Raw genomic sequence first — 25431 nt, 5'->3', positions numbered from 1 at the left:
AGCCCTGGGCGATGTCGGACCCCGGGCGTACCGTGTCGTCATGACCGAGCTCTCCGCCCCCACCGGCCGCGAACCCGCACTGGTCGCGCAGCCCCGACCCGACGGGTCGGCTCCCCTCGCCCTCGTCCTCGGTGCCACCGGCTATCTGGGCGGGCGACTCGTTCCCCGGCTCCTGTCGGCGGGGTATCGTGTGCGCGTGCTCGCGCGCGATCCGCGCCGAGTCGGGGCCTTCCCCTGGGGCGACGACGTCGAGATCGCGGCGGGAGACGCCACCGACCGCGCCGCCGTGCGCGCGGCCGTCGAGGGCGTCGACGTGCTGTACTACCTCATCCACTCGATGGGCAGCGCCCGCGATTTCGAGGCGACCGACCGCGTGGCGGCCCAGGCCGTCGCCGACGCCGCCTCGGCGGCATCCGTCTCGCGCATCGTGTATCTCGGGGGCCTGCACCCCGACGACGCGACCCTGTCGGCGCACCTGCGCTCGCGCGTCGAGGTCGGCGACATCCTGCTGCGCAGCGGGGTGCCGACCCTGGTGCTGCAGGCGGGCGTGGTGATCGGTTCGGGATCGGCGTCGTTCGAGATGGTGCGCCACCTCACCGACGTGCTGCCGTACATGCCCGCACCCAAGTGGGTGCGCAATCACATCCAGCCCATCGCCGTGCGCGACGTGCTGCACTACCTGCTGGGCGCGGCGCGGGTCGCCCCCAATGTCAACCGCGCGGTCGACATCGGAGGCCCCGACGTGCTGCGCTACGGCCAGATGATGAACGGCTACGCGATGGAGGCGGGTCTTCCGCAGCGGGCGATCGCCTCGCTGCCGGTGCTCACACCGCGTCTCGCGTCGCACTGGGTCAACCTCGTCACACCCATTCCGAAGGCCATCGCGCGTCCGCTCGTGGAGTCACTGCAGAACGACTGCGTCGTCAAAGACCGCGCGATCGACGACCTCGTGCCGCGCCCCGAAGGCGGACTCATGCCGTACCGCGAGGCCGTGCGCCGCGCCCTCGGGCGTCTGAACGACGACGACATCGAGACCAGCTGGCAGGATGCCGAGGTCTCGGGCGCGCCGAGCGACCCCCTGCCGAGCGACCCCGAGTGGTCGGGGCGCCTGGTGTACACCGACATCCGCACCATGACCACCAAGGCCAGCGCCGCGCAGCTGTGGTCGGTCATCGAGGGCATCGGCGGAGAGAACGGGTGGTACTCGTCCCCCGTGCTGTGGGCCATCCGCGGGTGGATGGACCGCCTCGTCGGCGGCGTCGGTCTGGCGCGGGGGCGACGCAGTCGCTCTGTCGTGACGGTCGGCGACGCCCTCGATTTCTGGCGCGTCGAGGCGATCGAGCCCGGCCATCTGCTGCGCCTGCGCGCCGAGATGAAGGTGCCGGGCGGGGCGTGGCTCGAGCTGCGGGCGACCCCCGAGGGCGCGGAGGCGCGCTTCGACCAGCGCGCGCTGTTCTTCCCGACGGGTCTGGCGGGACGTCTCTATTGGCTGGCGGTGCTGCCGTTCCACGGCCTCATCTTCAGCGGTATGGCCCGGCGCATCACCGCCGCCGCCGAACACGTGCAGCGCGAAGACCTCGAGCCCCGATCCCGGGCGGGGCGCATCGCCCCCGCGATCGCCGAGGTCGAGACGACCGCGGCGCCATCGGCGTGAGGCGCCGTCTCGGGCGAGCCGGGGCCGTCGCGTCCTCCACGGACGCACGTGTCCGGGCCGCGTTGCTGCGGGGCGGGCCGTCCTCCGGGGTCATGGAGTTGCGGGGCGCGTCCCGTCCCGAGACGGCCGGGGCGGCCTAGGCTGATCCGCGTGCTCCCTCGCGCCCGCGTCCTGACCGTTTCCGACCGCTCCGCCGCGGGTCTGCGCGAAGACCGAGGCGGACCGCTCGCGGTTTCGCTGCTGCGCGAGGCCGGGTTCTCGTGCGCCGACCCGGTGGTCGTCCCCGACGGTGCCGACAGCGTCGAGCAGGCGCTGCGCGCGCTCGCCGCAGAGGGCCGGGGCCTGATCGTGACCACCGGCGGCACGGGTATCGCCCCGACCGACCGCACGCCCGAAGGCACCGCCCGCGTGCTCGACCGCGAACTGCCCGGGATCGCCGAGGAACTGCGTCGGCGAGGCCTCGCCGACACCCCCATGGCGGTCATCTCACGCGGGCTCGCGGGTATCGTCGACCCCGGCACCCTCGTGGTGAACCTGCCCGGATCGACGCGGGCCGTGGCATCCGGAATCGCCGTCATCGCCGAACTCGCCCCGCACATCCTCGACCAGCTCGCCGGAGGAGACCACGCATGAGTGCCGTCCGCATCGCCCGCCTGTCCGATCAGCCCCTCGACCTCGAGCGCCACCTCGACGCGGTCGAGGAGTCGTCCTCGGGCGCCGTCACCACCTTCGTCGGCCGCGTCCGCGACACCGATCCGGACGCCTCCGATGCCGTCGTGGCCCTGGAGTACAGCGCCCACCCCGACGCCGAGCAGACCCTCCACCGCATCGCGACGGACGCGGCAGCCGGCACCGACGCCATCGTGGCGGTCAGCCACCGGGTCGGACGTCTGGGCGTGGGAGAGGCCGCGGTGGTCATCGCCGTGGCATCCGGTCACCGTGCGGCGGCGTTCGAGGTGTGCCGAACGGTCATCGAGACGATCAAGACCGACCTGCCCGTGTGGAAGCGTCAGGTCGAGGCCGACGGCACGACGGAGTGGAAGGGCCTGGGCGGCTAGAGGCTCAGCCGCAGCGGATTCGGACCAGCGCATCAGAATCGGATGGTTCGGTGCGTGGCATCCTATTCTGCTGCGGATCTCCGAAACCGATGCGGTCGCGCGGGGCGCGCTGCGTCCAGCGCCGCCGCGTACCCGGCTCAGCCTCCGGCGAAGGGGGGCAGCACGTCGACGTGCGTGACACCGGCCAGCGGAGCGTCGTCGTCGTGACGAGCGCCGTCCACGAGGACGGCGCAGCGATCCAGGATGGCGCCGAGCTCGGGGTGGTCCGCGACCAGGGCACCGCGCAAGGCCGCCAGGGACGGTTCGGTGCGGTCCTCGGCATCCATCCCCGCGGCCTCGGCCGCCGCGGCGAAATAGCGCACGCGCACGCTCATCGGTCCCCTCCCTCAAGGGTCGTGGCCGAGCGTTCGGGTGTCTCGACGGCACGCGGCTCTCCCGCGCGCACCCAGTCGCCTGACTTGCCACCGGTCTTCGAGACGATGCGCACGTTCTCGATGAAGGTGGCCTTGTCCATGCCCTTCACCATGTCGACGATCGCCAGCGCCGCCACCGACACGCTCGTCAGGGCCTCCATCTCGACCCCCGTGCGATCGGCGGTGCCGACGGTCGCTTCGATCTCGACGCCCGCGTCGGTGATCTCGAGATCCACCGAGGCGCGGTGCACGCCGATGACGTGCGCCAGGGGGAGCAGAGCGGGGGTCGATTTGGCGGCCTGGATGCCGGAGATCCGCGCCACGGCCAGCACGTCGCCCTTGGGGGCGGTGCCGTCGCGCAACGCGGCGACGACCTCGGGCGCGCAGCGCACGAAACCGCGCGCCGTCGCGGTACGGACGGTGGGGTGCTTCCGGGTGACGTCGACCATGCGGGCGTGGCCCGCGGCATCCAGATGGGTGAAGGTCATGGAATCAGCATGACATCGAGCGGGTCGCCCACCGACACGGTGGACACCTCGGCGGGGATGACCGCGAACGCCTCGGCGCGGGCGAGCGAGGCGGCCAGGTGCGAGCCCGAGCCTCCCGCGGTGGCGGGGCGTACGGTGCCCGCGACGAGGTCGATCGCGGCGGGGAGGTACTGGCGGCGCCCGGGCGGGGTCGTCCAGGTCTCGGATGCCGTGAGCCGGGCGATCCGCCGATCGATCACCGCGCGGCCCTGCAGCGCCAGCAGCGCCGGTCGGACGAACACCTCGAACGACACCGCGACGCTCACGGGGTTGCCGGGGAGCCCGAACACCAGGCGCCCGTCGGCGAGGACGCCGAAGGCCTGCGGCTTGCCCGGTTGCATCGCGACCTTGTCGAACGCGATCCGGTCGGAGAGAGCCAGACGCACGGGTTCGTACGCCCCCGCACTCACCCCGCCCGTGAAGACGACGACGTCCGCGCGCGCGGCACGACCGAGCACCGCCTCGATGCCGGCGGGGTCGTCGTCCACGCGGTCCACGAGGTCGACTTCGGCGTCGGCGCCCGCGACGAGGCTCGCCAGCAGCGTCGCGTTGGAGTCGGGCGTCTGACCGCGGCCGGGCACCCGGCCCGGGGCGACGAGCTCGCTGCCCGTGCTCACCACGGCCACGCGCGGGCGCCGCGCGACCCGGACGACGTCGACCCCGGCGGCCGCGGCCGCGGCGAGGGCGAAGGGGCCGAGGCGTTCGCCGGCGGACAGCACCGCATCACCCGCTCGGGTGTCGCCGCCGCGACGGCGGACGAACGCCCCCGCAGCCGCCGGGGCCCGGTGCACCTCGACGGTGCCGAGCGAGTCGGCCAGACCGCCGGCGGTGTCCTCGAAGGGCACGATCGCGTCGGCATCGGTGGGGACGGGCGCTCCCGTCATGATGCGTGCGGCTTCGCCGGCCGAGAGCGCCGGGTCGTCGGCGGTGCCGGCGGGCAGATCGGCGACGACGCACAGCGAGACCGGGGTCGTGGCATCCGCCGATGCGACGTCGGCGAAGCGCACGGCGAAACCGTCCATCGAGGAGTTGTCGTCGCCCGGCAGGTCATGCGCGGCGAGCACCGGTTCGGCCAGGGTGCGTCCCGCGGCGTCGGACAGCCCGACGGTCTCGGCGGGCAGCAGGAAGACGGCGGCGAGCACGCGCGCACGGTGGTCCTCGACGCTCAGCAACGCGCTCACGCGGGGGTCCTTCCGGAGGGGATCAGGGGGATGACGTCCTGACGGGCGCGCAGCGCGTCGACGACGACCAGGCGACCCAGCAGCGGTTCGCCTGCGCCCGTGACGAGCTTGATGGCCTCGGTGGCGAGCAGCCCGCCGACCTGCACGCACAGCGAACCGAGCACGCCGACCTGGGCGCAGGTGGGCGGCTCTCCGGCGGAACCGGTCGGGAACAGGTCGCCGAGCACGACCGGCGCGATCCCCTCGGGCGGTGCCGACCAGAACACCGTGACCTGCGCGGCCCACTCCTGCACGGCTCCCCAGACGAGGGGGATGCCGAGGCTCTGCGTGGCGGCGGCGACGGCCTCGCGCGTGGCGAAGGTGTCGCTGCCGTCGATCACGAGGTGCGACCCCGCGAACAGCTCCACGGCGTTGTCGGGGGTCAGCCGTACGGTTCGTTCATGGACGACCGTGAGGGGCGACAGATCCCGCACCGCGCGCGCGGCGGATGCCGTCTTGGCGATGCCGATGTCGGCGATGCGGTGCGCGAGCTGGCGCTGCAGATTGGTGCGCTCCACGGTGTCGTCGTCGATGATCACGAGTTCGCCCACCCCTGCCGCCGCGAGGGCCAGCAGCACGGGGGAGCCGAGGCCCCCCGCGCCCACCACCGCGATGCGGGCGGCGGCGAGGCGGCGCTGCCCCTCCTCGCCGATCGCGGCGAGCACGGCGTGCCGGGCCGTTCGAATGAGTTCTTCGGGGGCGAGGGATGCCACCGGCTCGACGAGCGGCCTCATCCGCCGATCGCGCTCATCGTGCGCTGCGGCTGGACGAAGTCGGCGCGCGCCAGCCCGACGCGGTCGGAGCCGTGGGCGCGGGGTTTGGCCCACATGGCATCCCGCCAGATCTGCGCGAGGCCCTCGTCGTCGGCGCCGTCGCGGAGCGCCGTGAGCAGGTCGGTCTCTTCGTGCGAGAACAGGCAGGAGCGGACCTTGCCGTCGGCGGTCACGCGCGTACGCGTGCAGGCGGCGCAGAAGGGTTCGGTGACCGAGGAGATGATGCCCACGTGCCCGGCGACGGCGGTCTCGCCGGGGCGGCGCACCTCCCAGCGTTCGGCGGGGGCCGCGCCCCGGCCGCGCGGATCGGCGGTGAGCGTGAAGGCCTCTTCGATGGCCGAGCGGATGTCGCGAGCGGGGATGACGTCGGTGGCGCTCCACGAGCGGTCGCCGTCCAGGGGCATGTCCTCGATGAAGCGCATCTCGAAGCCGTTCGACACGGCCCAGTCGACGAGCGGCACGATCTCGGTGTCGTTGATCCCGGCCAGCAGCACCGCGTTGATCTTGATCGGCCCGAGACCGGCCGCGCGCGCGGCCTCGAGGCCCGCGAGCACCTTGTCGAGGTGCGGGCGGCGGGTCAACTCGGCGAAGGTCTCGGGGTGCAGGGTGTCGAGTGAGACGTTCAGGCGCGTCAGCCCCGCGTCCTTGAGGGCCTGGGCGCGTCTGTCGAGTCCGACCGCGTTCGTGGTCATCGAGATCGGCAGGTCGGGGTTGTCGGCGCGGATGCCGGCGATGATGTGTTCGAGGTCCTTGCGCACGAGCGGCTCACCGCCCGTGATGCGCAGCTCTTCGGCGCCGAGCGACTGCACGGCGACGCGGACGACGCGACGGATCTCTTCGGTGGACATCAATTGCGTCTGCGGGAGCCACGGCATCCCGTCGGCCGGCATGCAGTACGTGCAGCGCAGGTTGCACTTGTCGATGACCGAGACCCGCAGGTCGGTCGCGACGCGTCCGAAGCGGTCGAGCAGACCACCCTCGCGCGGGGCGCCGGTGGCAGGGAGCGTCGTGGTGCGGGATGCCGGGGCCCCGGTCGAGGGAAGGGCGGTCGCGCCGGATGCCGTCACGGTCGCGCCGAGCGACACGGCCACCGGCCCTCGCGTCGCGCTCGCGTGCTCGGTGGTCATGAGTCGAGCCTAGTTCCGTCGCGGTGGGGCGGGGCGGCCCGCCGCTGTGCGCTCGGCCTGAGAACCAGCGGACGGGTAGCGTCGAGGCATGGCGAACACCTTCCGGATCGCACAGGCCGCGGGTCTTCTCGGCGTCAGCGACGACACCGTCCGGCGCTGGATCGAGCAGGGGCTGCTGTCCACGACGGGGGCGACACCGGTCGAGATCCCCGGTGCGGCCCTGGCCGAGCGGGCCGTGGCGCTCGCCGACGAGCCAGCCGACCCCACGGGAGTCGCATCGAGCGCGCGCAACCGCTTCGTCGGGATCGTCACGCGCGTGCGCGTCGACGGGGTGATGGCCCAGGTCGACCTGCAGTGCGGGCCGCACCGCGTCGTGTCGCTGATGTCGGCGGAGGCGGCCGGAGACCTCGGCCTCGAGCCCGGCTCGCTGGCCGTCGCCTCGGTGAAGGCGACCGTGGTGACCGTGGAGACCCCCCGCGGCTGAGGCCGCGTCCGACGGCGGGTTCCGCCGGATGCCGCTGCGCCCGAGCCGCCGGGACGGGGCGGGCGGGGCGGGCGGGGCGAGGCAGGGTGGGGCGAGGCGGGGTGGGGCGGCGGTCGGCGGGTGAGGTCGCGGGCGGCGGTCGTCGCTTTTGCGGAAAAATATGGCCTCAGCGATCGCGAATGCGGAATAATGAGTGCCGCGGACCACCGGGGTGCCGCCGAAAGGACCCCTCATGCGTCGCTCCCTCCGCACTCTCGCGCTGCTCCTCGCCGCCGCCGCGCTCGCCGGCTGCGCCGCGCAGCCCGCCGCACCCGTGCCCGGGAACACCGCGGCAGCGGATCCCTCGGCCACGACACCCGCCGACGCGCTCGGTGGCACGGTCGAGGTGTATGCGGCGGCGTCACTGCAGCGCTCGTTCGACGAGATCGCCCGGGCGTTCGAAACCGCCAATCCCGGTGTCGCGGTGAGCCCCGTCTACGACGGCTCGAGCACGCTCGCCACGCAGATCGCCGAGGGGGCGCCCGCCGACGTCTTCGCCTCGGCCGACGAGAAGAACATGGCCGAAGTGGCCGACCGGGCACCCGAGCCGCAGATCTTCGCGGGCAACACGCTCGTGATCGCCGTGCCGACGGGCAACCCCGCAGGGGTCGAGACCCTCGCCGACCTCGCCCGGGTCACGACGGTGCTGTGCGCGCCGGAGGTGCCCTGCGGATCGGCGTCGCAGACGCTGTTGGCCGCCGCCGGGGTTGCGGTCGCACCCGCGAGCTCCGAGCAGAACGTCACCGCGGTGCTGACCAAGGTCGCCGCGGGCGAGGCCGACGCGGGGCTGGTGTACGCCACCGACGTCGCCGGCCGCGGCGACGTCGAGGCGATCGTGCCGACGGGAGCGGATGACGTCGTCAATTCCTACCCGATCGCCCCGCTCGCCGACGCGCCGAATCCTCGGGCGGCGACCGCGTTCGTGGAGTTCGTCCTCTCCGACGCCGGGCAGCGGATCCTCGCCGACGCCGGGTTCCGCGCCCCGTGACCGGCGCCGATTCCCCGCGGCCGGTGACCGGCGCCGATTCCCCGCGCCCCGTGACCCGCGCGCGTTCGCCGCGCTCCACGGCCGGCGGCGGCTTCCTCCCGCGCTGGCTCGCCGTCCCGGCCGGCCTCGGGCTGCTGTTCCTGCTCGTTCCGCTCACCGCCCTCATCGCGCGCGTGCAGTGGGCGACGCTGTTCGAGGACGTCACCTCCGCGGCGGCGCTGTCAGCGCTGGGACTGTCGCTGGGCACCGGGGCGGTGGCCACCGTGGTCTGCGGGGTGGTCGGCATCCCTCTCGCCCTTCTGATCGCGCGCAGCGGCGACCGGACCGCGGCGGTCCTGCGGGCGCTGGTGACGGTCCCGCTCGTGCTGCCGCCGATGGTCGGGGGCGTGGCGCTGCTGTACCTGTTCGGGCGCACGGGACCGCTCGGGCCGCTCGGGCTGCCCTTCACGACGACGGCGGTGGTGCTGGCGCAGGTCTTCGTGGCGCTGCCGTTCCTGGTGCTGGCTGTGGAGGGGGCGCTGCGCAGCACGGGTGTCGGCTTCGAACGCACCGCCGCGTCGCTCGGTGCCTCTCGCGCGACCATCCTGCGGCGGGTGACGTTGCCGCTCGCTGCTCCGGGGATCGTCGCCGGGGTGGTGCTGTGCTTCGCGCGCGCGATCGGCGAGTTCGGCGCGACCGCCCTGTTCGCGGGCAACCGGCCCGGCGTCACGCAGACCATGCCGCTCGCGATCTACACGGCCTTCAACGGCGCCGGGGTGTCGCAGGGCACGGCCGTGGCGCTGTCGCTGCTGCTGCTCGTGACGGCGATCGCGGTGCTGCTGCTGGTGCGGGGATGGCGTCCGGGGGTGGGTCGATGACGGCCGCGGATGCCGGGACCCCGGCGCCACGGGGCGGGAACGATTCGCGACCGCACGTCTCCTCTCCCGACCGGGTGGCGACGCCCGGTGCCGCCGAGTTGCGGGCTCGTGTCGTGGTCCGTCGACGCGAGTTCGTCGTGGACATCGACCTCGACGTCGCCCCGGGCGAGACCGTCGCCGTGATGGGCCGCAGCGGAGCCGGCAAGTCGACGCTGCTCGACGCGCTCGCGGGGCTGACGCCGCTCGATGACGGAGTGATCTCGCTCGACGGTCGCGTCCTCGACCGCGCGCCGCGCGTGCGGACGGCGCCCATGCAGCGCGGCGTCGTGCTCTTGGGGCAGCAGGCGCGGCTCTTCCCGCACCTGAGCGCCCGCGAGAACGCCGCCTTCGGTCCGCGCGCGGCCGGGGTCCCGGCATCCGTCGCCCGTTCCGCGGCCGACGAGTGGCTGGCGCGAGTGGGACTTCCCGGAACGGGGGACCGCCGCCCCGCGCAACTGTCGGGCGGGGAGCAGCAGCGCGTCGCCGTGGCGCGCGCCCTCGCCGCGCAGCCGCGGGTGGTGCTGCTGGACGAGCCCCTCGTCGCCCTCGACGCCGTGACGGCGTCCGAGATCCGATCGATGCTGCGCGAACGCCTCGCCGGGGTGACCACGGTCGCGGTGACCCACGATGCCGTGGATGCCGCGGCCCTGGCGGACCGCCTGCTGATCCTCGAGCGCGGGCGCGTGACGCAGGCCGGTCCGGTCCGCGACGTGCTGTCGTCCCCGGTGACGGAGGTCGCGGCGAAGATCGCCGGGCTGGAGCGGATCGTGGGCGAGGCGAGCGACGGCGGGTGGGTGTGCGGGCGTCTGCGCCTGGAGTCCGCGGACGCCGCGTCCCGCGCGCTCGCCGCGGAGGACGGCCGGGCGCTGTCCGCGGTGTTCCGCGCGGTGGACGTGCGCCTCGGACAGGGGGTGCGTGCGACGGTGTCGTACCTGGAACCCACACCGGCCGGGGTGCGGGTGGTCACGGACGTGGCCGTCGCCGAGGTGTCGCCGGGCGAGGCCGCGCCGCTGCGCGCCGGCGACGTGGTGCACCTGTCGGTGTCGCCGGATCGCGTGCGCTTCGTCGCGGCATCCTGACCCCGCCCCTCCCCGCCCCCGGCACTCCGGCAACCCCGCCGCGCCCCGCACACGCGCTGCCCGCCCCGGCCGGCACCCGGGTCACACCCCCGCCGCGCCTCTCACCGGCACCCGGTCACGCGACGACGCGCCCGCCCTCCATCCGCACCTCGCGGTCCACCAGCCCCGCGGGCACGTCGACGTGCGACACGAGCACCACCGCCCGGTCGCGCCCCACGGCGCCGAGCAGGTCGCGGAGCAGGGCATCGGATGCCGCGGGGTCCACGCCCGCGGTCGGCTCGTCGAGCACGAGCACCGGGAACCCGCGCAGCAACGCCCGCGCGAGGGCGAGGCGTTGCGCTTGTCCACCCGAGACGAGACCGCCGCGATCGCCGACGCGGGCGTCGAGACCGCCGCGCTCGCGCGTCCAGTCGTCGAGCCCGACGCGCGCTAGCACGTCCCACAGGTCGATGTCGGTCGCGGTGTCGCGTGCGAAGAGCAGGTTCTGCCGGATCGACTCGTCGAACAGGTACGGCGACTGCTCGACGATCCCGATGGTCTGCCGAAGGTCGTCGCCCGAGAGCTCTCGGGCCTCGACGCCGCCCACGCGGAACGACCCCTCGTACTCGAGGAAGCGGGCGAGCACGTGCGCGAGGGTCGTCTTGCCCGCGCCACTGGGCCCGCTGACCAGCAGTCGCTCACCGGGACCGACGCGCAGCGACACCCCGCGCAGGCGCCCCGCATCGGCGTCGGTGTCGGCACGGGCCGGCCACCGCGCGTCGAGGTCGCGCAGCTCGATACCCGTACCGAGCGCCGGCGCACGGCCCGTCGGCGCGGGCTCGTCGCGGGGGAGGCCGTCGGGGACGGTCGTGGGTACGGCATCCGCGATCCGTTCCGCCGCAGCGCGCACCTGTCGCCACGAGGCGAGGGCGAGGGGGACCGGTCCGAACACCTCGAACACCGCCATCGGCAGCATGACGACCACGGCCAGTCCCGGTCCCGACAGGGTGCCGCCGGTCAGGGCGGGGACGGCGACGACGAGGGCTCCCAGCGAGGCCGCTCCCGCCAGTGCCGAGACGGCGCCCGAGGTCAGGCCCTGCGCCCCGCCGCGGCGGACGAGGGCGCGTCGGAGCTGCGCATCGGCCCGGCGGACGCGCTCGCGCGCGGCATCCAGAGCGCCGTAGGCGGTGAGGACGTCGAGGTTGGTCAGCAGGTCGTGCACGGCGTCGGCGACCCCGGCGCGCAGCGGCGCGATCGAGCGCTCCGCGCGCGACCCGGCCGCCCATCCCAGAGCCACGGCCGCGGCGAAAGCCGCGACCAGGCACGCGAGCAGCACGAGGGCGGCGGGCCACGACACGAACGCCGTGAAGACGACGGCCGCGACCGCGGTGGTCACCGCCGTCACCAGCGGCAGCACGACGCGCAGCGGAAGGTTCTGCAGCTCCTCGACGTCGTCGACGACGCTCGAGAGCAGACCGCCGCGGCGCGAGCGCGCGAGACCGTCGGGGGCGAGCGGGACGAGGTCGCGGACGAGATCCGCGCGCACCCCGGCGAGCTGATGCAAGGCGGCGTCGTGACCGCTGAGGCGCTCGAGGTAGCGGAACACCCCGCGCGACAGGGCGAACGCGCGCACGCCGACCACGGCCATCGACAGGTACATCACGAGCGGCTGCTCGGCCGCGCGGGCGATGAGCCACGCGCTCGCCGCGAGCAGGGCCACCGCGCTCGCCGCCGTGCCGAACCCGGCGAGCAGGGCCGGTGCGAAGCTCCGCCGCGTCGGAAGGGCGGAGCGCAGGATGCCGTTCACCCGGGCGTTCACGAGCGCACCCCGCGGGCGAGGGGGCGACCCACGGTCGCGTGGGTGGTTCCGGGGCCGTCGACGGGCGCAGGGACCCCGGAAAGGGAGCGGGGCCCGGGTCCGTCGCCGGGCGCAGGGACCTCGGGCGCGAGCGCGACCACCCGGTCGGCGATCGCGCGAGCCGAGCGACGGTGCGACACCAGCAGCACCGCGCGTCCCGCGTCGGCCTCGCGGCGCAGCGTCGACCACAGGCGCGCTTCGGTCCCGGCATCCAGGGCGCTCGAGGGCTCATCGAGCACGAGGATCCCCGCGCCGGTCGTCCGCGCGCGGTAGAGGGCGCGGGCCACGGCGACACGCTGCGCCTCACCGCCTGAGAGCCCCGCGCCCGACGCGCCGAGCGGTGTCGCGGGATCGAGGGACGCCGCACCGGCGTCGGCCAACGCCGCGGCCGCGCGCGCGGGGTCGGGCTCGACGCCCAGGGCGACGTTCTCGGCCACCGTGCCCGTGACCAGCCCCGGACGCTGCCCGGCCCACGCCACCGCCTCGCGCGCGTGCGCGACCGCGACGCCGTCCAGCAGCACCGTGCCCCGGTGCTCCGCGAACCCGAGGACGGCGGCGATCAGCGAGGACTTGCCCGCACCGCTCGGACCGGTCACCAGCACGATCTCGCCCGGCCCCACCGACAGCGACACCGTCGGCAGCGCAGGACCCCGGCCTTCGACGGCGACCCTCTCGAGCGCCAGCGTCGTTCCCCGCGCCGGGGTGGCGGCATCCGTCCCCGTGTTCTCTGCGGCCGCGTCCAGTGCGTCGAAGATCTGCGCGGTCGCAGCGACCCCCTCGGATGCGGCGTGGAACTGCACGCCCACCTGCCGCAGCGGCAGGTACGCCTCGGGGGCGAGCAGCAGCACGAACAGCCCCACCATCAGCGACAGATCGCCCGCGAGCAGTCGGAATCCGATCGTCACGGCGATGATGGCCACCGAGATGGATGCCAGGAACTCCAGCGCGAAGCCCGAGAGGAACGACACGCGCAGCACCGTCATCGTCTCGCGCTTGTAATCGCGGGTGACCGTCTCGATGGAGTCGGCGGCGCGGTGCTGACGCCCGAACGCCGTGAGCGTCCCCAGCCCGTCGACGGTGTCGGCGAAGCGGGCGGCGAGACGACCCAGCGTGGCGTACTGCTTCTGCTGCACGCCACGAGTGGCGAGGCCGATCAGCACCATGAACACCGGGATCAGCGGGATCGTCAGGATCACCGTCAGGCCCGACAGCGGATCGGCGAGGCTCATCGCGCCGATGAGGATCGGCATCGTGATCGCGCTTGCCACCAGCTGCGGCAGATACCGACCGAAGTACGCGTCGAGTGATTCGAGGCCGTGCCCCGCCGTGACCGCGAGGGCGGCGGCGTTGCGCTCTCCGAGCCATCGCGGCCCGAGGCGGACGACGGCGGCGATCAACGCCTCTCGCAGCTGCCGCGACGCCGCTGCCGCCCCGCGGGCCGACGCCCTCTCGGAGCCGGCTATCAGCAGTCCCCGCAGCAGGGCGAGGGATGCCGCCACCCCGACGTGCCCCCAGAGCTCCGCGAGCGGGCGCCCCTCGATCGCGCCGACGAGCGCGCTCGTCAGCGCCCACGCGAACCCGACGATCACGCCCGCCTGCGCGAGCACGATCGCCGCGGTGACGGCGAAGAAGCTCCGCGAGGCGGTGGCGTAGCGCAGGAGCCGGGGGTCGACGGGTTTCATGGGGGTCAGTGCGCGACGAGCGCGGCCTTCTCGATCCGGGCGCGGGTCACGCGCTTGCGGAACACCCAGTAGGTCCAGCCCTGGTAGGCGAGGATCAGCGGCAGGAAGATCAGCGCCGCCCAGCTCATGATGGTGAGCGTGTAGTCGGTGCTCGAGGCGTTGTCGATCGTGAGGGTCGAGCCCTCGGCGAGTGTCGAGGGCATGACGTTCGGGAACAGGGCGAAGAACAGGGCGGCGACGGCGGCGACGATCGTCACGGCGCCGAGCGTGAAGGCGGTGCCTTCGCGATCACGGAGGTTCGCGACCCACGACCCGATGAGGGTCAGCGCGGCGATGCCGGCGAGCGCGACCACTCCGAGCAGCAGGGGAGCCTGCGCGGTCGTGGCGTTCGAGATCGTCCATGCCAGGAACAGCGCCGCCAGGGCGATGGTCACGGCGCCGGAGCGCGCGGCCAGGCGGCGGGCGTCCGCGCGTACCTGGCCGTCGGTCTTGAGGGCGACGAAGTACACACCGTGCGTGAAGAACAGGGCGAGCGTCGTCAGGCCCCCGAGGATGCCGTACGGGTTCAGCAGCGTCAGCACGGTTCCGGCGTATTCGTGGTCGGCATCCAGGGGCACGCCCTGCACGATGTTGGCGAACGCCACGCCCCACAGGAACGCGGGGACGGCGGAGCCGGCGACGATCATGCGGTCGAAGGTGCGCTTCCAGCGCAGGGAGTCGCGCTGGTGCCGGTACTCGAAGGACACTCCGCGCGCGATGAGCGCGAGCAGGATCGCCAGCAGCGGCAGGTAGAACCCGCTGAACAGCGTCGCATACCACTCGGGGAACGACGCGAACAGCGCCGCCCCCGCGACGATGACCCACGTCTCGTTGAGGTCCCAGACAGGGCCGATGGTGTTGATGATCTGTCGGCGGGCGATGTCGTCCTTGCCGAGGAACGGCAGCGACATGCCGACGCCGAAGTCGAACCCGTCGAGCACGAAGTAGCCGACGAAGAGGAACGCGACGATCCAGAACCACAGGTGTGCGAGATCCATGATGAGCTCCTAGTAGACCGTCGTGGGGGTGTTCTCGATGGAATCGTCGTGCGCGGCATCCGGGTCCGGCAGGGGGTCCGGGCCCTTCTGCGCGAACTTCACGATCAGGCCGAACTCCACGATCGCCAGACTGAGGTAGACGAGGGTGAAGGCGATGAGCGAGATGAGCACGCTCCACCCGGGGACGCTGGGCGAGACGCCGTCCTCGGTGAGCATGAGTCCGAAGACGATCCAGGGCTGGCGGCCCATCTCGGTGAAGACCCACCCGACCAGGCTCGCGAGCATCGGCAGGGGGGCGGCCCAGATCGCCACGCGCCACATCCAGGGCGCGACGGGGCGGGTGGCCTTCTTGCGCGTGACCCAGAGTCCCACGACGCTGACCAGCGCGGCGAGGCCGCCGAGGGCGATCATCCAGCGGAAGGCCCAGTAGGTCACCCAGAGGACGGGGGCGAAGTTGCCGTCGACCTGGTCGGCGAACTGCGGGAACAGCTGCTGGCTGTAGAGGGTGTTGAGGTCGTTGATTCCCTCGACGCAGCCGTCGAGGGAATGGGTCGACAAGATGCTGAGCAGGAACGGCACGCGGATGCTGAACAGCTCGCTGGTGCCGTCGGGGGTGCCGAGGGTGAAGAGCGAGAACGAGGCGTCCTGACCGCAGACGGTGTTGAACGTCGCTTCGGCGGCGGCCATCTTCATCGGTTGCGTCGCCACCATCACCAGGCTCAGCTGGTCGCCGACGATGGCGACGAGAACGAACGAGACCACGGTCGACCAGAGGCCGAAGCGCAGGGTCTTGCGCATCATGTCGGTGTTGCGTCCCCGTGCCATGTGCCAAGCCGAGACGGCGACGACGACCATCGCGGCGAACATCCAGCCCGCGAAGATCGTGTGCGGGAACGCCGCGAGGGCCACGGGGTTGGTCAACATGGCCCAGAAGTCGATCAGCTCGGCGCGGTCGCCGTCGGCCGACATCTGGTAGCCGACGGGGTTCTGCATGAAGGCGTTGGCCGCGATGATGAAGTAGGCCGACAGGGTCGCGCCGATCGATGCCATCCAGATGCTCGCCAGGTGCGCCAGTCGGGGCAGTTTGTCCCAGCCGAAGATCCACAGGCCGATGAAGGTCGCCTCGAGGAAGAACGCGAGCAGTCCCTCGAAGGCGAGCGGGGCGCCGAAGACGTCGCCGACGAAGCGCGAGTAGGCCGACCAGTTCATGCCGAACTGGAACTCCTGCACGATGCCGGTCACCACGCCCATGGCGAAGTTGATCAGGAAGATCTTGCCGAAGAAGCGGGTCAGGTGCAGCCAGCGCACGTCGCCGGTTCGGTACCAGGTGGTCTGGAAGATGGCGACGATCAGCGACATGCCGAGGGTGAGCGGCACGAAGAGGAAGTGGTAAAGCGTCGTCAACCCGAACTGCCAGCGGGCGAGGGCGAGGGGGTCGAGCCACTCCATCGAAAGCCTCCGATCGACGCGGATTGTGTGGTCAGACCACATGCTACGCCGGGGTGGCGAACCGCCGCCGCGTGATCATTCGGCGTCGAACCACCTCCGCCGTCTACCCTGGGGCTTACCGAGGAAGTCATTTCCCCCACCGGTCCGGAGGCCGAATGTCGGTGCGTCAGAGTCTGCTCGCGATCCTGGATCACGGCGCCTGCTACGGCTCGCAGCTGCGCGCGGAATACGAGCGCCGCACGGGTGCCCGACTCAACGTCGGCCAGGTGTACACGACCCTGGAGCGCCTCGAGCGCGACGGCCTCGTCGAGGGGGCCGGCGTGGACGACGAGGGCCATCTGCTGTGGCGGCCCACAGCCGCCGGTCGGGCCGAGGCGGCCACCTGGATCGCGCACGCCTCGCTCGCCGAGGGGCGTGACGAGGTCGCGCTCAAGATCGCGCTCGCCGTGACCTTCCCGGATGCCGACATCCACGGCATCCTGGCCGCGCAGCGGGCGGCCGTGCGCGAGGCCCTCGACGCCGCCACGAGGGACGAGGGGGATGCCGTGTCCGCGGCCATCGTGCTCGCGGCGCGGCGCGCACGACTCGAAGCCGACTTGCGCTGGCTCGACGAGGTCGAACGGATCACCGCGGATGCCGAGCCGTTCGCGCTGTCCGAGGATCGGCCGCGTCGCGGTCGGCCGGCACGCTCGACCGTGTGAGACGCGGCTACCGCCGAACTCCCGCCCCGTCAACCCCGGCGCGGATCATCGGGAGGCGCTCCACTGTGAAAGGACCCCGGTTCGACCCAAGGAGTCCCACATGGTCATGGAAGCACCTCTCAGCCGCCGGGGATCGCAGAAGGCCCCGACGGCGCCCGCCGTCATCCCGCCGGTCCTCTCCGAGATCCCCTGGACGCGCATCGACCTCGATCTGTACGAGGTGGCACGCGCCGGTGTGATCGTCGGGTACGTCGAGGTGGTCGGAGCCGTCTTCGTCGCCCTGGGGGGACAGCGCTACGACCGTGCGGTCGAGGTGTCGCAGCACGTCACCTTCCACGCCGCGGTGGACGTCCTGGTGCGGCAGACACCCTGACCGCCCCGGTCGCTCATCGCGAGAGCGTGTATCCGGCCTCGTCCACGGCGGCCGCGAGGTCTTCGGTGCTCACGGCGCCGTTCGTCGAGATGCGCACCGTCGTGACCCCGCCCGCGCGCAGGTCGACGTCGACGACCTCCACGCCTTCGACGGCGTTCAGCTCGTCGGTGACGGCGCGCACGCAGTGTGCACAGGTCATCCCCTCGACGCGCAGTTCCTGCGACGCGGGGGCGGCCGTCGCGCTCGTCGGTACGCCCGCGTGCCCGCACCCGCAGGAGTCACCGCATCCTCCGCTCGGAGCGGTGGATGCCGTGAGGCCGAGGTCGATGCGCTGTTCGGTCATGGGGTCTCCTCAGGATCGGACCAGGCGGGCGATGGCCTGGTTGGCTTCTTTGAGCTTCTCTTCGGCGACGGGTCCGCCCCGCGCGGCCGCCTCGGCGACGCAATGAGAGAGGTGGTCGTCGAGCAGCGAGAGCGCGACGTTCTCGAGGGCCTTCGTCACCGCGGACACCTGCGTGAGGATGTCGATGCAGTACTGGTCGTCGTCGATCATGCGGGCGATGCCACGGACCTGCCCCTCGGCGCGACGCAACCGCTTCAGGAGATCCTCTTTGTGGGCCTCGTATCCGTGCATGCGCCGACTATACCCCCATGGGGTATCTCTAGCACGGTCGCCGGAGGTGTCAACCCCCTCGGCGGGACGCGCCCGATGACGGATTCTCGAGGCATCAGGAGGTCGACATGCTCTTTCGTCGTACTGGTGGTGGTCGACGATGACCACGGAACCTTTCCCCACCGGACCGCACCGCCCCGTCCGCATCCCGCACCTGCCCCCGTTGCGCTCGCAGCGGCGAGAATCGAAGGATGACGCGAACACTGGCGCAGCTCCCGGGCGCCGCCCGGAGGCTGTGTCTCAGCCGACGAAACGGCGAGATCTGCACGCGTGAGGACGGCCACCGCGGCCTGCACCACCGCACCGGCGGACGGCTGCTGTGGAGTGATCTGCAGGCCGACCCGCCCGCGTGCGCCGGGGCGGGGGCACCGGCGCAACCGGCTCCGACGCTGCCGGACGGGTTTCCGTACGGCCGCGCCGTGTGCCCGGTGTGCTGGGCGTTCGTGGCGCTGACCGACGACGCGACGCTGTCGGCGCACGACTCGTGGCGGGGCGACGAGTCGCGCACCGAGGCCGATCGGCGTCGCGAGTGGTTCAACGCGTTCGGGTGGTGAACGCGGGGTGACCTCGCGCACCGCCGCCGTGTCGAGCGGACGGCGCCTCGGCGTCCTGCGCTGAGGCGGTCGTGCACCGTCCCGCGGTGACGGTGTCGCCTCGGCGTCCCGTTCTGTGGCCGACCTCGTCGTCGCCGTCCGCGTCGGGAAGTCCGCCCGTACGATGGGGGGATGATCCGGGTACGAGTGGTCGGCGTCGCCCTGGATCCCGCCCAGCAGCACGTCATCCTGCTCACCCCGTCCGACACCGCCGCCGACGGCGAGCGCGTCCTGCCGGTGTGGATCGGGGCTCAGGAGGCAATGTCGATCCTCGTCGCCATCGAGGGGACGGGCAGTCCCCGCCCGCTGGCCCATGATCTGATGACCGCGATGCTCGGCGAGCTGTCGGCGTCCGTGTCGCGTGTCGAGATCACCCACCTCGACGAGGGCACCTTCCACGCGCGGGTCGTGCTCGACACCCCCGCGGGCCCGCGCACTTTCGATGCCCGCCCGTCGGACGCGATCGCCCTCGGCGCGCGGGTGGACGCCCCGGTGTGGGTCGCCGATGCCGTGTTCGACGAGGCCGGGGTCCCCGACGACGCGGTCGAGCTGGCCGACTCCGGTCCCGCGGGGCCCGCGTCCGGCGATCCGCGGGCCGAAGAGGAGCGGGTCGCCGAGTTCCGGCGATTCCTCGACGACGTCGACCCCGACGACTTCCAGGGCTGACGGACCGGACCTCCTCGCGCGCTTCTAGACTCGCGTGGGGGCCGCGCGCGGCGGTATCCACCCACGACGAACGGGGAACTGATGCAACTCGCCATGGTCGGACTCGGACGGATGGGCGCCAACATCGTGCGCCGGCTGATGAAGGACGGTCACGACTGCGTCGTCTTCGACGTCAATCAGGATGCCGTCGCCGCCCTCGTCGCAGAGGGCGCGACCGGGGCAACCAGCATCGCCGACCTCGCCTCGAAGCTGCAGAAGCCGCGTGCCGTGTGGCTCATGATCCCGGCGGGCCTGACCGGCAAAGTCGTCGACCAGGTGGCCGAGGTGCTCGAGCCGGGCGACATCATCATCGACGGCGGCAACTCGAACTACCGCGACGACGTGCGCCGGGCCCGCACGCTCGACGGCAGCGGCATCCACTACGTCGACGTCGGCACCAGCGGCGGCGTGTTCGGCCTCGAGCGCGGATACTGCCTCATGGTCGGCGGTCACGACGAAGCCGTCGCCCACCTCGAGCCGGTGCTGCGCACCATCGCCCCGGGACCGGGAGAGGTCGAGCGCACTCCCGGCCGCACGGGGGAGTACACCACCGAGGAGCGCGGGTACCTGCACTGCGGGCCGTCGGGTGCCGGGCACTTCGTGAAGATGGTGCACAACGGCATCGAGTACGGCATCATGGCCGCCCTCGCCGAGGGGCTGAACGTCCTGAACAACGCCGATGCGGGGCTTCGCCAGGGCGAGCATTCCGCCGAGGTCGCCCCGCTCGAGGAACCGGAGTACTACCAGTTCGACATCGACACCGCCCGGGTCACCGAACTGTGGAGGCGCGGGTCGGTCATCTCGTCGTGGCTGCTCGACCTGACCGCCGCCGCCCTCGCGCAGAACCCGACGCTCGACGGCCTCGCCGGGCGGGTGTCGGACTCGGGCGAGGGGCGCTGGACGGTGAAGGCGGCCGTCGACACGGGCGTCCCCGTGCCCGTGCTGGCGGCCTCTCTGTTCGAGCGCTTCGCCTCGCGCGGCGAGGACCATTTCGCCAATCAGGTGCTGTCGGCGATGCGCCTGCAGTTCGGCGGACACCAGGAGCTCCCCGCCGGTGACGTGCTCGAGGCCGGGCAGAAGAAGGCCGAGAGCGGACGCGACTGATCAGTGCCCGGCGCCCCCGCCGTCGAGCATCCGAGACGTCGGGGGCGTCGTTCGTCGAGCCGCGCGTCGCGGGGGACACTAGAGGGATGAGCAGTGCCGATCCGTCCTCCCCGTCCGACCGCTACGTCGTCGCCACCGACGGTGCCTGCAAGGGCAACCCCGGCCCCGCCGGCTGGGCGTGGGTCGGCGAAGACGGGCACTGGGCCGCGGGCTCCATCCCCTCGGGCACCAACAACATCGGCGAGCTGCTGGGCCTGCTGTACGCGATCACCGACCACGCCGACGTGCGCGAGCTCGTCGTGCAGGCCGACTCGAAGTACGCCATCGACACCTATTCGTCGTGGATGGACGGCCATCGTCGCCGAGGCTGGGTGACGAGCGCCAAGAAGCCCGTCGCCAACCAGGGCATCCTCGAGGCGCTCATCGCCGCGCGCGACGCGCGGCGGGCCGCGGGCCTGCCCGACGTCGTCCTCGAACACGTGCGCGGGCACTCCGGCCACGTGCTCAACTCGTGGGCCGACGAGCGCGCCGTGCGGGCCTCGCAGCACGCGGCGAAGGGCGAGGAACTCATCTGGACGTCGCTGCGCGGACTCGACAAGCTCGAGGTCGCCTCGGCGCCCCCGCGCTCGGCCGCCGACCGCAACGGCCGCTAGCCGGCGAGCACCTCGGTCTCTTCGGCGGGCGTCAGGCCCGCCCGTCGCGGGCGGTCGATCCCGCGCTCGCGCTCGTCCCGAAGGGTTCTGCGCATCGTCTCGGAGAGCGACCGGCGTCTACCGCCGGATGCCACGAACATCGAGTCGCCTCGGCGGGCGAAGCCGTCGGCGTCGCGGGGCAGCCAGAGCGGCAGTGAGCGGGGCCCCGCCCAGAAGGCGACGCCGCGAGCGGTCAGAACGTCGTCCTCGACGACGACGGTCTCGCCGTCCGCCGCGGCGGCGTCTCGCGCGGACGCGAGCACCGCGGCGAGGGGGAGGGCTTCGCCGACCGCATTCACCGGTCCGGTGATCCCGGCGGGTCCCGCCGACACGATCCACGCCGCGAGATCGTCGACGTCGATCGCCTGAACCCAGCGGTCGGTCGCGTCGGGGACGAGGACCCGCCCGCCGCGGGCGAAGCGGGCGGGCCAGTAGCCGTATCGGTCGGTCGGGTCGCCGGGACCGACGATCAGCCCCGCCCGGGCCAGCAGGGCGCGCTCGCCCACGGCCGTCGAGGTGAGCCGTTCGGCGTGCACCTTGGCATCCGCGTACTGCTCGAGATCGGCCGGCTCGACCAGCTCCGCCGTCTCGTCGGCGAAGGGGGCGTCGGAACGGGCGTAGACCGAGACGCTCGACACCAGGGTCCAATGCGCGGCGTGGTCGGCGAGGGAGTCGAGGGCGGATGCCACGAACCCGGGGTCCCACGAGAGTTCGACGACCTCGTCCCAGTCGCGCCGCACGGCGTCGTACGCCGTCGGGTCCTGCCGGTCGGCGCGGATCAGCCGGGCGCCACGCGGCGCGTCGCCGGATTCGCCGCGGGCCAGGCACGTCACCTCGGCGCCCTGCGCGACGGCGTGCGCCGCGACGGCGCGACCGAGCCACGCGGTTCCCCCGAGGACGAGCACCTGTCGCATGGGGCTCAGTCCACCATCGGCGGCCGGTCCGAGCGAGTGATTTCGCGGACGGCGGACGGGGCCGGGGCCGTGATGAACGGGGGAGCGGGTGACCGGGAGGGTGATCTCGTCGCGAGGGCGGCCGCCCGGGCCCCTGAATCCGGCGTTCATCGCCGATCCGGCATACGCCTTCCGCTAGCTTCTCGGCCACGGCATATGTCTCCGTGGGGGGACTCGACGAAGGAGTGGAACATGACCGACGTACGTACTCATCACCAGCTGGGCCGACCGACCGCAGCGTTCGTGGGGGCTTCGTGGGTGGCCCTCGGCCTGGGTGCCTCGGTGTACTTCATCGGGCTGTACAACGCGCAGATGGCGCTCTCGGAGAAGGGCTTCTACCTCGCGGTCTTCCTCCTCGGGCTCTTCGCGGCAATCTCGGTGCAGAAGGCCGTCCGCGACCGCGCGGAGGACGTCCCGGTCACGGGCGCCTATCTCGGCGTCGCGTGGGGAATGCTGCTCGTGGCCCTCGCCCTCATGTCGGTCGGACTGTGGAACGCCGACCTGCTGCTCTCCGAGAAAGGGTTCTACGGCATCGGTTTCGCCATGAGCCTCTTCGCCGTCGTCGCGGTGCAGAAGAACGTCCGCGACCTCGCCGCCTTCCGCTCGGTGCACCCCGATCCCGCACCCGTCGAGCACCCCGGATACCCGACCATCGGCTGACGCCTCAGGCGACCGGCGTCCCCTGGTGGAACAGGCACCGCGGTGCGGGGTCGAACCGCCAGAGGGACGATCGGCGGCTGACGCGGTCCTCGAACCGCAGCAGGTAGGTGAGCAGCACGTTGTCGGGGCCGACGAGGCGACTCTCCTTCTCGCGGATCTCGGGAGCGTCGTCCGCCCCCGCGTCTTCCCGCAGGGCGGCGACGATCGCGTCCCGTGTCCACCGGCGACCGGACTGACCGATCTCCACGAACGAGGGATCGAGCAGGGCGGTGACCTGCCGCGGATCGGCGCGCACGGCAGGGTTCAGCAGACGCTCCTCGGCGGACCAGGCCGCGGCGGCGAGGCTCTCGGCATCCCGAGCCCTGCCGCGGATGACGTAGGAGCGCTCGATCCCCGCGGTCTCTCGTCCCCACGTGCTCGTCGCGACGCGCCGCTGATGCGCGTCGAACGCCGCTTCGTCGACGAAGCGCTCGGACACGCGCCAAATTCCTTCGCTCTCGGCGGGGGCCACGTCGAACGAGAGGCATCCCGGCTCGGCGCGGGTCAGGGCGAGGTGCTCGTCGAGGTGGGCGTTTACGCGCTCCGCCTCGGCGGCGTTGGCGCACCGCAGCTCTCCGGTGAGGGTCACCTCGGGATTGCGCGGCACGGGCGTCGACATGCCGGTCGCCCAGTCGCGGCGAAGCACGCTGTAGGCGACGGATGCCACCGGCTCCGCGCCCTCGACCGGCCAGCCGTCGCGGTAGAAGGCCTCGTGCACCCACCCGCACCGCTCGAAGACCCGCCGCATCGCGACGTTGTCCTCGCGGGTCTGGCCCTCGAACCGGATGACCGCGGGATACCGCGAGAAGACGAGGTCGGTGGCGATCCGAAGCGCGGCGGAACCGTGCCCCCGACCCCGGGCGTCGTCGGCGAGGCGCAGATCGATCATCGCCGTGGCATCGTCGAGATCATCGAGACGGAGCACGCCGACGCGGCCGTCCCGGTCGTCGTCGATCCAGAACGTCGCGACCGCGTCGCCGTGCCACGCGCCGTCGTCGATGGACGCGCGGACCTGAGCCGCCGCCCATCGCGGGCGGACGTGGAAGGGGAAGACCTGCGTCGTCAGGAACGATGCGAGTGCGGCACCGTCGATGCCGGCCGGATCCATGCGCGCGAGGGTGATTCCCATCCGCCCACCGTAGACAGTCCCGGCACGGACGCGCTGTCTAGGCTGGAGTGAACGATCCGTTCTTCTGAGGAGCCCACCATCTCGACTGCCTCGACCTCCGTGTCCACCCGTGCGATCCGCACCGCGTCGTTGTCGATCGCGGGGATCGGTGCCGCCGTCACGATGGGCGCCCTCGGCCCCTGGTTCACCCCGGTCATCCTGTTGGTGGCGACGGCGGGTGCGCTGCTGGTCATCTGGCGCGGGGGCGGTGCGGTGGTCGGCGCGCGCGCGGCCGTTCCGGTGCTCGCCGTCGTGGTGGTGTTGACGGTCGCGGCGCTGATGGGGCTCGCCGGCATCCTCTCCTCCGCGTGGGTGTGGGCGTCACTCGGTGCCTACGCCGTCGCGTGGGGCGAGTACCTCGTTTCGCAGACGGTCGCCCGCTCCCGGGTCTGAGGAGGGCCGCGTCAGGCCGCAGTACACAGACGCTTCCGTTCGGGGGTTCGCTCAGACCGTCGCGAGCGTCGATCGCCAGCCGAGGGCGGGAGCGACGTGCCTCGCGAAATTCTCGACCAGGCGCAGGTTGAACTCCACGCCCATCTGCGACGGGATCGTCAGCATGAGGGTGTCCGCACTCATCACCGCGGCGTCGTTCTGCAGCTGCTCGACGAGGACGTCGGGGGTCGCGGCGTACGTCTTTCCGAAGGTGGAGCGCATACCGTCGATGACGCCGATCTGGTCGCTGCCGGCCGAGCCGGCGAAGTACATCTCGTCCTCCGCCGTCACGATCGGGAAGATGCTGCGGCTCACCGAGGTGCGCGGCTCGCCGGCGTGTCCCGCCTCGCGCCACGCGGCGCGGAAAGCGTCGAGCTGCTGAGCCTGCAGGAGGTCGAAGGGCGTGCCGTCGGCCTCGGTCAGCAGCGTCGACGACATCAGATTGACGCCGAGTCGGCCGGCCCACTCGGCGGTCGCGGTCGTGCCGGCGCCCCACCAGATGCGCGTGCGCAGCCCCGGGGAGTGCGGCTCGATGCGCTGCAGCCCGGTACCGCCGTCGAAGGGGCTCATCGGGTCGCGTTCGGCCAGGCCCTCGCCGTCGATCGCGCGCAGGAAGAGGTCGAAGTGCTCGCGGGCGATGTCGCCGCCGCGCGGGTCTTGAGAGCCCGTGTAGCCGAACGCCTCGTATCCGCGGACGACCGTCTCGGGTGAGCCGCGGCTGACGCCGAGGGCGAGTCGGTTCCCGCTGATCAGATCGACGGATGCCGCCTCCTCGGCGAGCATGAGCGGGTTCTCGTACCGCATGTCGATGACCCCCGTGCCCACCTCGATGCGCGAGGTGCGGGCGGCGATCGCCGCCAGCAGCGGCATGGGAGCTGCCTGCTGACGCGCGAAATGATGCACGCGGAACGAGATGCCGTTGACCCCGAGGTCGTCCATGCCCTGGGCGAGGTCGATCGCCTGGAGCATCGAGTCGCCGGCCGACAGGTGGTGCCCGCCGCCGAGGGGGCCGTAGTGGCCGAAGGAGAGTGTGCCGAAGGAGCGCATGACACCTGCAACGCGATGCGATTCGATC

The 25431-nt window shown here is 72.5% G+C and carries 29 protein-coding genes; 15 read left to right on the top strand and 14 right to left on the bottom strand.

Features of this window, described 5'->3' with window-relative positions; translation table 11 throughout:
• Positions 1-40: 40 nt before the first annotated feature.
• The 3 genes from ACIPVB_RS10550 to ACIPVB_RS10540 all read left to right on the top strand — a co-directional run bounded on the left by ACIPVB_RS10550 (position 41) and on the right by ACIPVB_RS10540 (position 2712).
• Positions 41-1654, top strand: coding sequence for an SDR family oxidoreductase (locus ACIPVB_RS10550; protein ID WP_400368752.1), 1614 nt, complete (start codon positions 41-43; stop codon positions 1652-1654).
• 150 nt (positions 1655-1804) lie between these two features.
• Positions 1805-2287: a molybdenum cofactor biosynthesis protein B gene (locus tag ACIPVB_RS10545; RefSeq protein WP_400368751.1), complete on the top strand. Its 483-nt coding sequence runs from the start codon at positions 1805-1807 to the stop codon at positions 2285-2287.
• Positions 2284-2712, top strand: coding sequence for a molybdenum cofactor biosynthesis protein MoaE (locus tag ACIPVB_RS10540; protein WP_400368749.1), 429 nt, complete (start codon positions 2284-2286; stop codon positions 2710-2712). Before ACIPVB_RS10545 ends, ACIPVB_RS10540 begins: the two co-directional genes overlap by 4 nt.
• A 137-nt stretch (positions 2713-2849) precedes the next feature.
• On the opposite strand, the gene ACIPVB_RS10535 is transcribed toward ACIPVB_RS10540, so the two are convergent.
• Genes ACIPVB_RS10535 through moaA form a run of 5 tightly spaced genes read right to left on the bottom strand, consistent with a single transcriptional unit; the run spans position 2850 to position 6772 of the window.
• Entirely contained in the window at positions 2850-3086 is a 237-nt protein-coding gene (locus ACIPVB_RS10535) for a MoaD/ThiS family protein (protein WP_400368747.1), read from the bottom strand.
• Entirely contained in the window at positions 3083-3613 is a 531-nt protein-coding gene (moaC, locus tag ACIPVB_RS10530) for a cyclic pyranopterin monophosphate synthase MoaC (protein WP_400368745.1), read from the bottom strand. The genes ACIPVB_RS10535 and moaC overlap by 4 nt, the downstream gene beginning before the upstream one ends.
• Complete coding sequence (gene glp / locus ACIPVB_RS10525; RefSeq protein WP_400368743.1) at positions 3610-4833, bottom strand: gephyrin-like molybdotransferase Glp; 1224 nt, start codon at positions 4831-4833, stop codon at positions 3610-3612. Before glp ends, moaC begins: the two co-directional genes overlap by 4 nt.
• Entirely contained in the window at positions 4830-5606 is a 777-nt protein-coding gene (locus ACIPVB_RS10520) for a HesA/MoeB/ThiF family protein (RefSeq protein WP_400368741.1), read from the bottom strand. Before ACIPVB_RS10520 ends, glp begins: the two co-directional genes overlap by 4 nt.
• A complete protein-coding gene (gene moaA / locus ACIPVB_RS10515; protein WP_400368739.1) occupies positions 5603-6772 on the bottom strand; it encodes a GTP 3',8-cyclase MoaA in 1170 nt (389 codons plus the stop codon). Before moaA ends, ACIPVB_RS10520 begins: the two co-directional genes overlap by 4 nt.
• Positions 6773-6860: 88 nt before the next feature.
• Between moaA and ACIPVB_RS10510 the strand changes: the two genes are divergently transcribed.
• From ACIPVB_RS10510 to ACIPVB_RS10495, 4 genes are all read left to right on the top strand, one after another.
• Positions 6861-7256: a molybdopterin-binding protein gene (locus ACIPVB_RS10510; protein WP_400368737.1), complete on the top strand. Its 396-nt coding sequence runs from the start codon at positions 6861-6863 to the stop codon at positions 7254-7256.
• A gap of 232 nt (positions 7257-7488) precedes the next feature.
• On the top strand, positions 7489-8283 hold the full coding sequence (gene modA, locus ACIPVB_RS10505; protein WP_400368735.1) for a molybdate ABC transporter substrate-binding protein: 795 nt from the start codon (positions 7489-7491) through the stop codon (positions 8281-8283).
• A 50-nt stretch (positions 8284-8333) separates the two neighbouring features.
• Positions 8334-9140, top strand: a complete 807-nt coding sequence (gene modB, locus ACIPVB_RS10500; protein ID WP_400368733.1) for a molybdate ABC transporter permease subunit — start codon at positions 8334-8336, stop codon at positions 9138-9140.
• A 113-nt stretch (positions 9141-9253) separates the two neighbouring features.
• The gene (locus tag ACIPVB_RS10495; RefSeq protein WP_400368731.1) at positions 9254-10258 is read left to right on the top strand and encodes a sulfate/molybdate ABC transporter ATP-binding protein; all 1005 of its coding nucleotides are present in this window, start codon (positions 9254-9256) and stop codon (positions 10256-10258) included.
• A gap of 115 nt (positions 10259-10373) precedes the next feature.
• Here the strand turns inward: ACIPVB_RS10495 and cydC are convergent, their stop codons facing one another.
• From cydC to ACIPVB_RS10475, 4 genes are read right to left on the bottom strand one after another with little or no spacing between them, the layout of a single operon-like run.
• A complete protein-coding gene (gene cydC / locus ACIPVB_RS10490) occupies positions 10374-12056 on the bottom strand; it encodes a thiol reductant ABC exporter subunit CydC (RefSeq protein WP_400368729.1) in 1683 nt (560 codons plus the stop codon).
• The gene (cydD, locus tag ACIPVB_RS10485; protein WP_400368727.1) at positions 12053-13777 is read right to left on the bottom strand and encodes a thiol reductant ABC exporter subunit CydD; all 1725 of its coding nucleotides are present in this window, start codon (positions 13775-13777) and stop codon (positions 12053-12055) included. The genes cydC and cydD overlap by 4 nt, the downstream gene beginning before the upstream one ends.
• Positions 13778-13782: 5 nt before the next feature.
• Positions 13783-14814, bottom strand: a complete 1032-nt coding sequence (gene cydB, locus ACIPVB_RS10480; RefSeq protein WP_400368725.1) for a cytochrome d ubiquinol oxidase subunit II — start codon at positions 14812-14814, stop codon at positions 13783-13785.
• A 9-nt stretch (positions 14815-14823) separates the two neighbouring features.
• Positions 14824-16263 (bottom strand): cytochrome ubiquinol oxidase subunit I, encoded by a 1440-nt coding sequence (locus tag ACIPVB_RS10475; RefSeq protein WP_400368723.1) that lies wholly within the window; start codon positions 16261-16263, stop codon positions 14824-14826.
• A 155-nt stretch (positions 16264-16418) separates the two neighbouring features.
• Between ACIPVB_RS10475 and ACIPVB_RS10470 the strand changes: the two genes are divergently transcribed.
• Positions 16419-16964: a PadR family transcriptional regulator gene (locus ACIPVB_RS10470; protein ID WP_400368721.1), complete on the top strand. Its 546-nt coding sequence runs from the start codon at positions 16419-16421 to the stop codon at positions 16962-16964.
• Between the two features lie 100 nt (positions 16965-17064).
• Positions 17065-17337 (top strand): hypothetical protein, encoded by a 273-nt coding sequence (locus ACIPVB_RS10465; protein ID WP_400368719.1) that lies wholly within the window; start codon positions 17065-17067, stop codon positions 17335-17337.
• A 13-nt stretch (positions 17338-17350) separates the two neighbouring features.
• Here ACIPVB_RS10465 and ACIPVB_RS10460 read toward each other — a convergent pair whose 3' ends face one another.
• Positions 17351-17680, bottom strand: coding sequence for a heavy-metal-associated domain-containing protein (locus tag ACIPVB_RS10460; protein ID WP_400368717.1), 330 nt, complete (start codon positions 17678-17680; stop codon positions 17351-17353).
• Between the two features lie 9 nt (positions 17681-17689).
• Entirely contained in the window at positions 17690-17971 is a 282-nt protein-coding gene (locus ACIPVB_RS10455; protein WP_400368715.1) for a metal-sensitive transcriptional regulator, read from the bottom strand.
• A 230-nt stretch (positions 17972-18201) separates the two neighbouring features.
• On the opposite strand from ACIPVB_RS10455, the gene ACIPVB_RS10450 reads away from it, so the two are divergent.
• The 4 genes from ACIPVB_RS10450 (at position 18202) to ACIPVB_RS10435 (ending at position 21065) form a co-directional block, all read left to right on the top strand.
• Entirely contained in the window at positions 18202-18564 is a 363-nt protein-coding gene (locus ACIPVB_RS10450) for a hypothetical protein (protein WP_400368713.1), read from the top strand.
• A gap of 171 nt (positions 18565-18735) precedes the next feature.
• Positions 18736-19269: a bifunctional nuclease family protein gene (locus ACIPVB_RS10445; protein ID WP_400368712.1), complete on the top strand. Its 534-nt coding sequence runs from the start codon at positions 18736-18738 to the stop codon at positions 19267-19269.
• 81 nt (positions 19270-19350) lie between these two features.
• On the top strand, positions 19351-20412 hold the full coding sequence (gene gnd / locus ACIPVB_RS10440; RefSeq protein WP_400368710.1) for a phosphogluconate dehydrogenase (NAD(+)-dependent, decarboxylating): 1062 nt from the start codon (positions 19351-19353) through the stop codon (positions 20410-20412).
• Positions 20413-20498: 86 nt separating this feature from the next.
• On the top strand, positions 20499-21065 hold the full coding sequence (locus ACIPVB_RS10435) for a ribonuclease H (RefSeq protein WP_400368708.1): 567 nt from the start codon (positions 20499-20501) through the stop codon (positions 21063-21065).
• Here the strand turns inward: ACIPVB_RS10435 and ACIPVB_RS10430 are convergent.
• Positions 21062-22018: an NAD-dependent epimerase/dehydratase family protein gene (locus tag ACIPVB_RS10430; protein WP_400368707.1), complete on the bottom strand. Its 957-nt coding sequence runs from the start codon at positions 22016-22018 to the stop codon at positions 21062-21064. The genes ACIPVB_RS10435 and ACIPVB_RS10430 overlap by 4 nt on opposite strands.
• Before the next feature lie 231 nt (positions 22019-22249).
• Between ACIPVB_RS10430 and yiaA the strand changes: the two genes are divergently transcribed.
• Complete coding sequence (yiaA, locus tag ACIPVB_RS10425) at positions 22250-22717, top strand: inner membrane protein YiaA (protein WP_108320686.1); 468 nt, start codon at positions 22250-22252, stop codon at positions 22715-22717.
• Positions 22718-22721: 4 nt separating this feature from the next.
• On the opposite strand, the gene ACIPVB_RS10420 is transcribed toward yiaA, so the two are convergent.
• Positions 22722-23885, bottom strand: a complete 1164-nt coding sequence (locus tag ACIPVB_RS10420) for a GNAT family N-acetyltransferase (protein WP_400368705.1) — start codon at positions 23883-23885, stop codon at positions 22722-22724.
• Positions 23886-23984: 99 nt separating this feature from the next.
• Here ACIPVB_RS10420 and ACIPVB_RS10415 point away from each other — a divergent pair, with 99 nt between their 5' ends.
• Positions 23985-24317, top strand: a complete 333-nt coding sequence (locus ACIPVB_RS10415; RefSeq protein ID WP_270354189.1) for a hypothetical protein — start codon at positions 23985-23987, stop codon at positions 24315-24317.
• Between the two features lie 51 nt (positions 24318-24368).
• Here ACIPVB_RS10415 and ACIPVB_RS10410 read toward each other — a convergent pair whose 3' ends face one another.
• Complete coding sequence (locus tag ACIPVB_RS10410; RefSeq protein ID WP_400368703.1) at positions 24369-25403, bottom strand: LLM class flavin-dependent oxidoreductase; 1035 nt, start codon at positions 25401-25403, stop codon at positions 24369-24371.
• Between the last annotated feature and the right edge of the window lie 28 nt (positions 25404-25431).

Origin of the sequence: Microbacterium sp. NPDC090007 (assembly GCF_044748345.1) — a bacterium.
GTDB lineage: Bacteria > Actinomycetota > Actinomycetes > Actinomycetales > Microbacteriaceae > Microbacterium.
The sequence above is the reverse complement of the archived record's forward strand: the minus strand, read 5'-3'. Positions and strand labels throughout refer to the sequence as shown.

Coding starts and splice junctions, on each gene's coding strand:
- ACIPVB_RS10475 (WP_400368723.1), bottom strand. CDS start 16,263: ATGGAGTGGCTCGACCCCCTCGCCCTCGCCCGCTGGCAGTTCGGGTTG.
- ACIPVB_RS10450 (WP_400368713.1), top strand. CDS start 18,202: ATGACGCGAACACTGGCGCAGCTCCCGGGCGCCGCCCGGAGGCTGTGT.
- ACIPVB_RS10430 (WP_400368707.1), bottom strand. CDS start 22,018: ATGCGACAGGTGCTCGTCCTCGGGGGAACCGCGTGGCTCGGTCGCGCC.
- ACIPVB_RS10520 (WP_400368741.1), bottom strand. CDS start 5,606: ATGAGGCCGCTCGTCGAGCCGGTGGCATCCCTCGCCCCCGAAGAACTC.
- ACIPVB_RS10410 (WP_400368703.1), bottom strand. CDS start 25,403: ATGCGCTCCTTCGGCACACTCTCCTTCGGCCACTACGGCCCCCTCGGC.
- ACIPVB_RS10435 (WP_400368708.1), top strand. CDS start 20,499: ATGAGCAGTGCCGATCCGTCCTCCCCGTCCGACCGCTACGTCGTCGCC.
- ACIPVB_RS10455 (WP_400368715.1), bottom strand. CDS start 17,971: ATGCACGGATACGAGGCCCACAAAGAGGATCTCCTGAAGCGGTTGCGT.
- ACIPVB_RS10460 (WP_400368717.1), bottom strand. CDS start 17,680: ATGACCGAACAGCGCATCGACCTCGGCCTCACGGCATCCACCGCTCCG.
- moaA (WP_400368739.1), bottom strand. CDS start 6,772: ATGACCACCGAGCACGCGAGCGCGACGCGAGGGCCGGTGGCCGTGTCG.
- cydB (WP_400368725.1), bottom strand. CDS start 14,814: ATGGATCTCGCACACCTGTGGTTCTGGATCGTCGCGTTCCTCTTCGTC.
- ACIPVB_RS10420 (WP_400368705.1), bottom strand. CDS start 23,885: ATGGGAATCACCCTCGCGCGCATGGATCCGGCCGGCATCGACGGTGCC.
- ACIPVB_RS10540 (WP_400368749.1), top strand. CDS start 2,284: ATGAGTGCCGTCCGCATCGCCCGCCTGTCCGATCAGCCCCTCGACCTC.
- ACIPVB_RS10550 (WP_400368752.1), top strand. CDS start 41: ATGACCGAGCTCTCCGCCCCCACCGGCCGCGAACCCGCACTGGTCGCG.
- moaC (WP_400368745.1), bottom strand. CDS start 3,613: ATGACCTTCACCCATCTGGATGCCGCGGGCCACGCCCGCATGGTCGAC.
- ACIPVB_RS10445 (WP_400368712.1), top strand. CDS start 18,736: ATGATCCGGGTACGAGTGGTCGGCGTCGCCCTGGATCCCGCCCAGCAG.
- ACIPVB_RS10510 (WP_400368737.1), top strand. CDS start 6,861: ATGGCGAACACCTTCCGGATCGCACAGGCCGCGGGTCTTCTCGGCGTC.
- modA (WP_400368735.1), top strand. CDS start 7,489: ATGCGTCGCTCCCTCCGCACTCTCGCGCTGCTCCTCGCCGCCGCCGCG.
- cydD (WP_400368727.1), bottom strand. CDS start 13,777: ATGAAACCCGTCGACCCCCGGCTCCTGCGCTACGCCACCGCCTCGCGG.
- ACIPVB_RS10535 (WP_400368747.1), bottom strand. CDS start 3,086: ATGAGCGTGCGCGTGCGCTATTTCGCCGCGGCGGCCGAGGCCGCGGGG.
- gnd (WP_400368710.1), top strand. CDS start 19,351: ATGCAACTCGCCATGGTCGGACTCGGACGGATGGGCGCCAACATCGTG.
- yiaA (WP_108320686.1), top strand. CDS start 22,250: ATGACCGACGTACGTACTCATCACCAGCTGGGCCGACCGACCGCAGCG.
- ACIPVB_RS10465 (WP_400368719.1), top strand. CDS start 17,065: ATGGTCATGGAAGCACCTCTCAGCCGCCGGGGATCGCAGAAGGCCCCG.
- ACIPVB_RS10470 (WP_400368721.1), top strand. CDS start 16,419: ATGTCGGTGCGTCAGAGTCTGCTCGCGATCCTGGATCACGGCGCCTGC.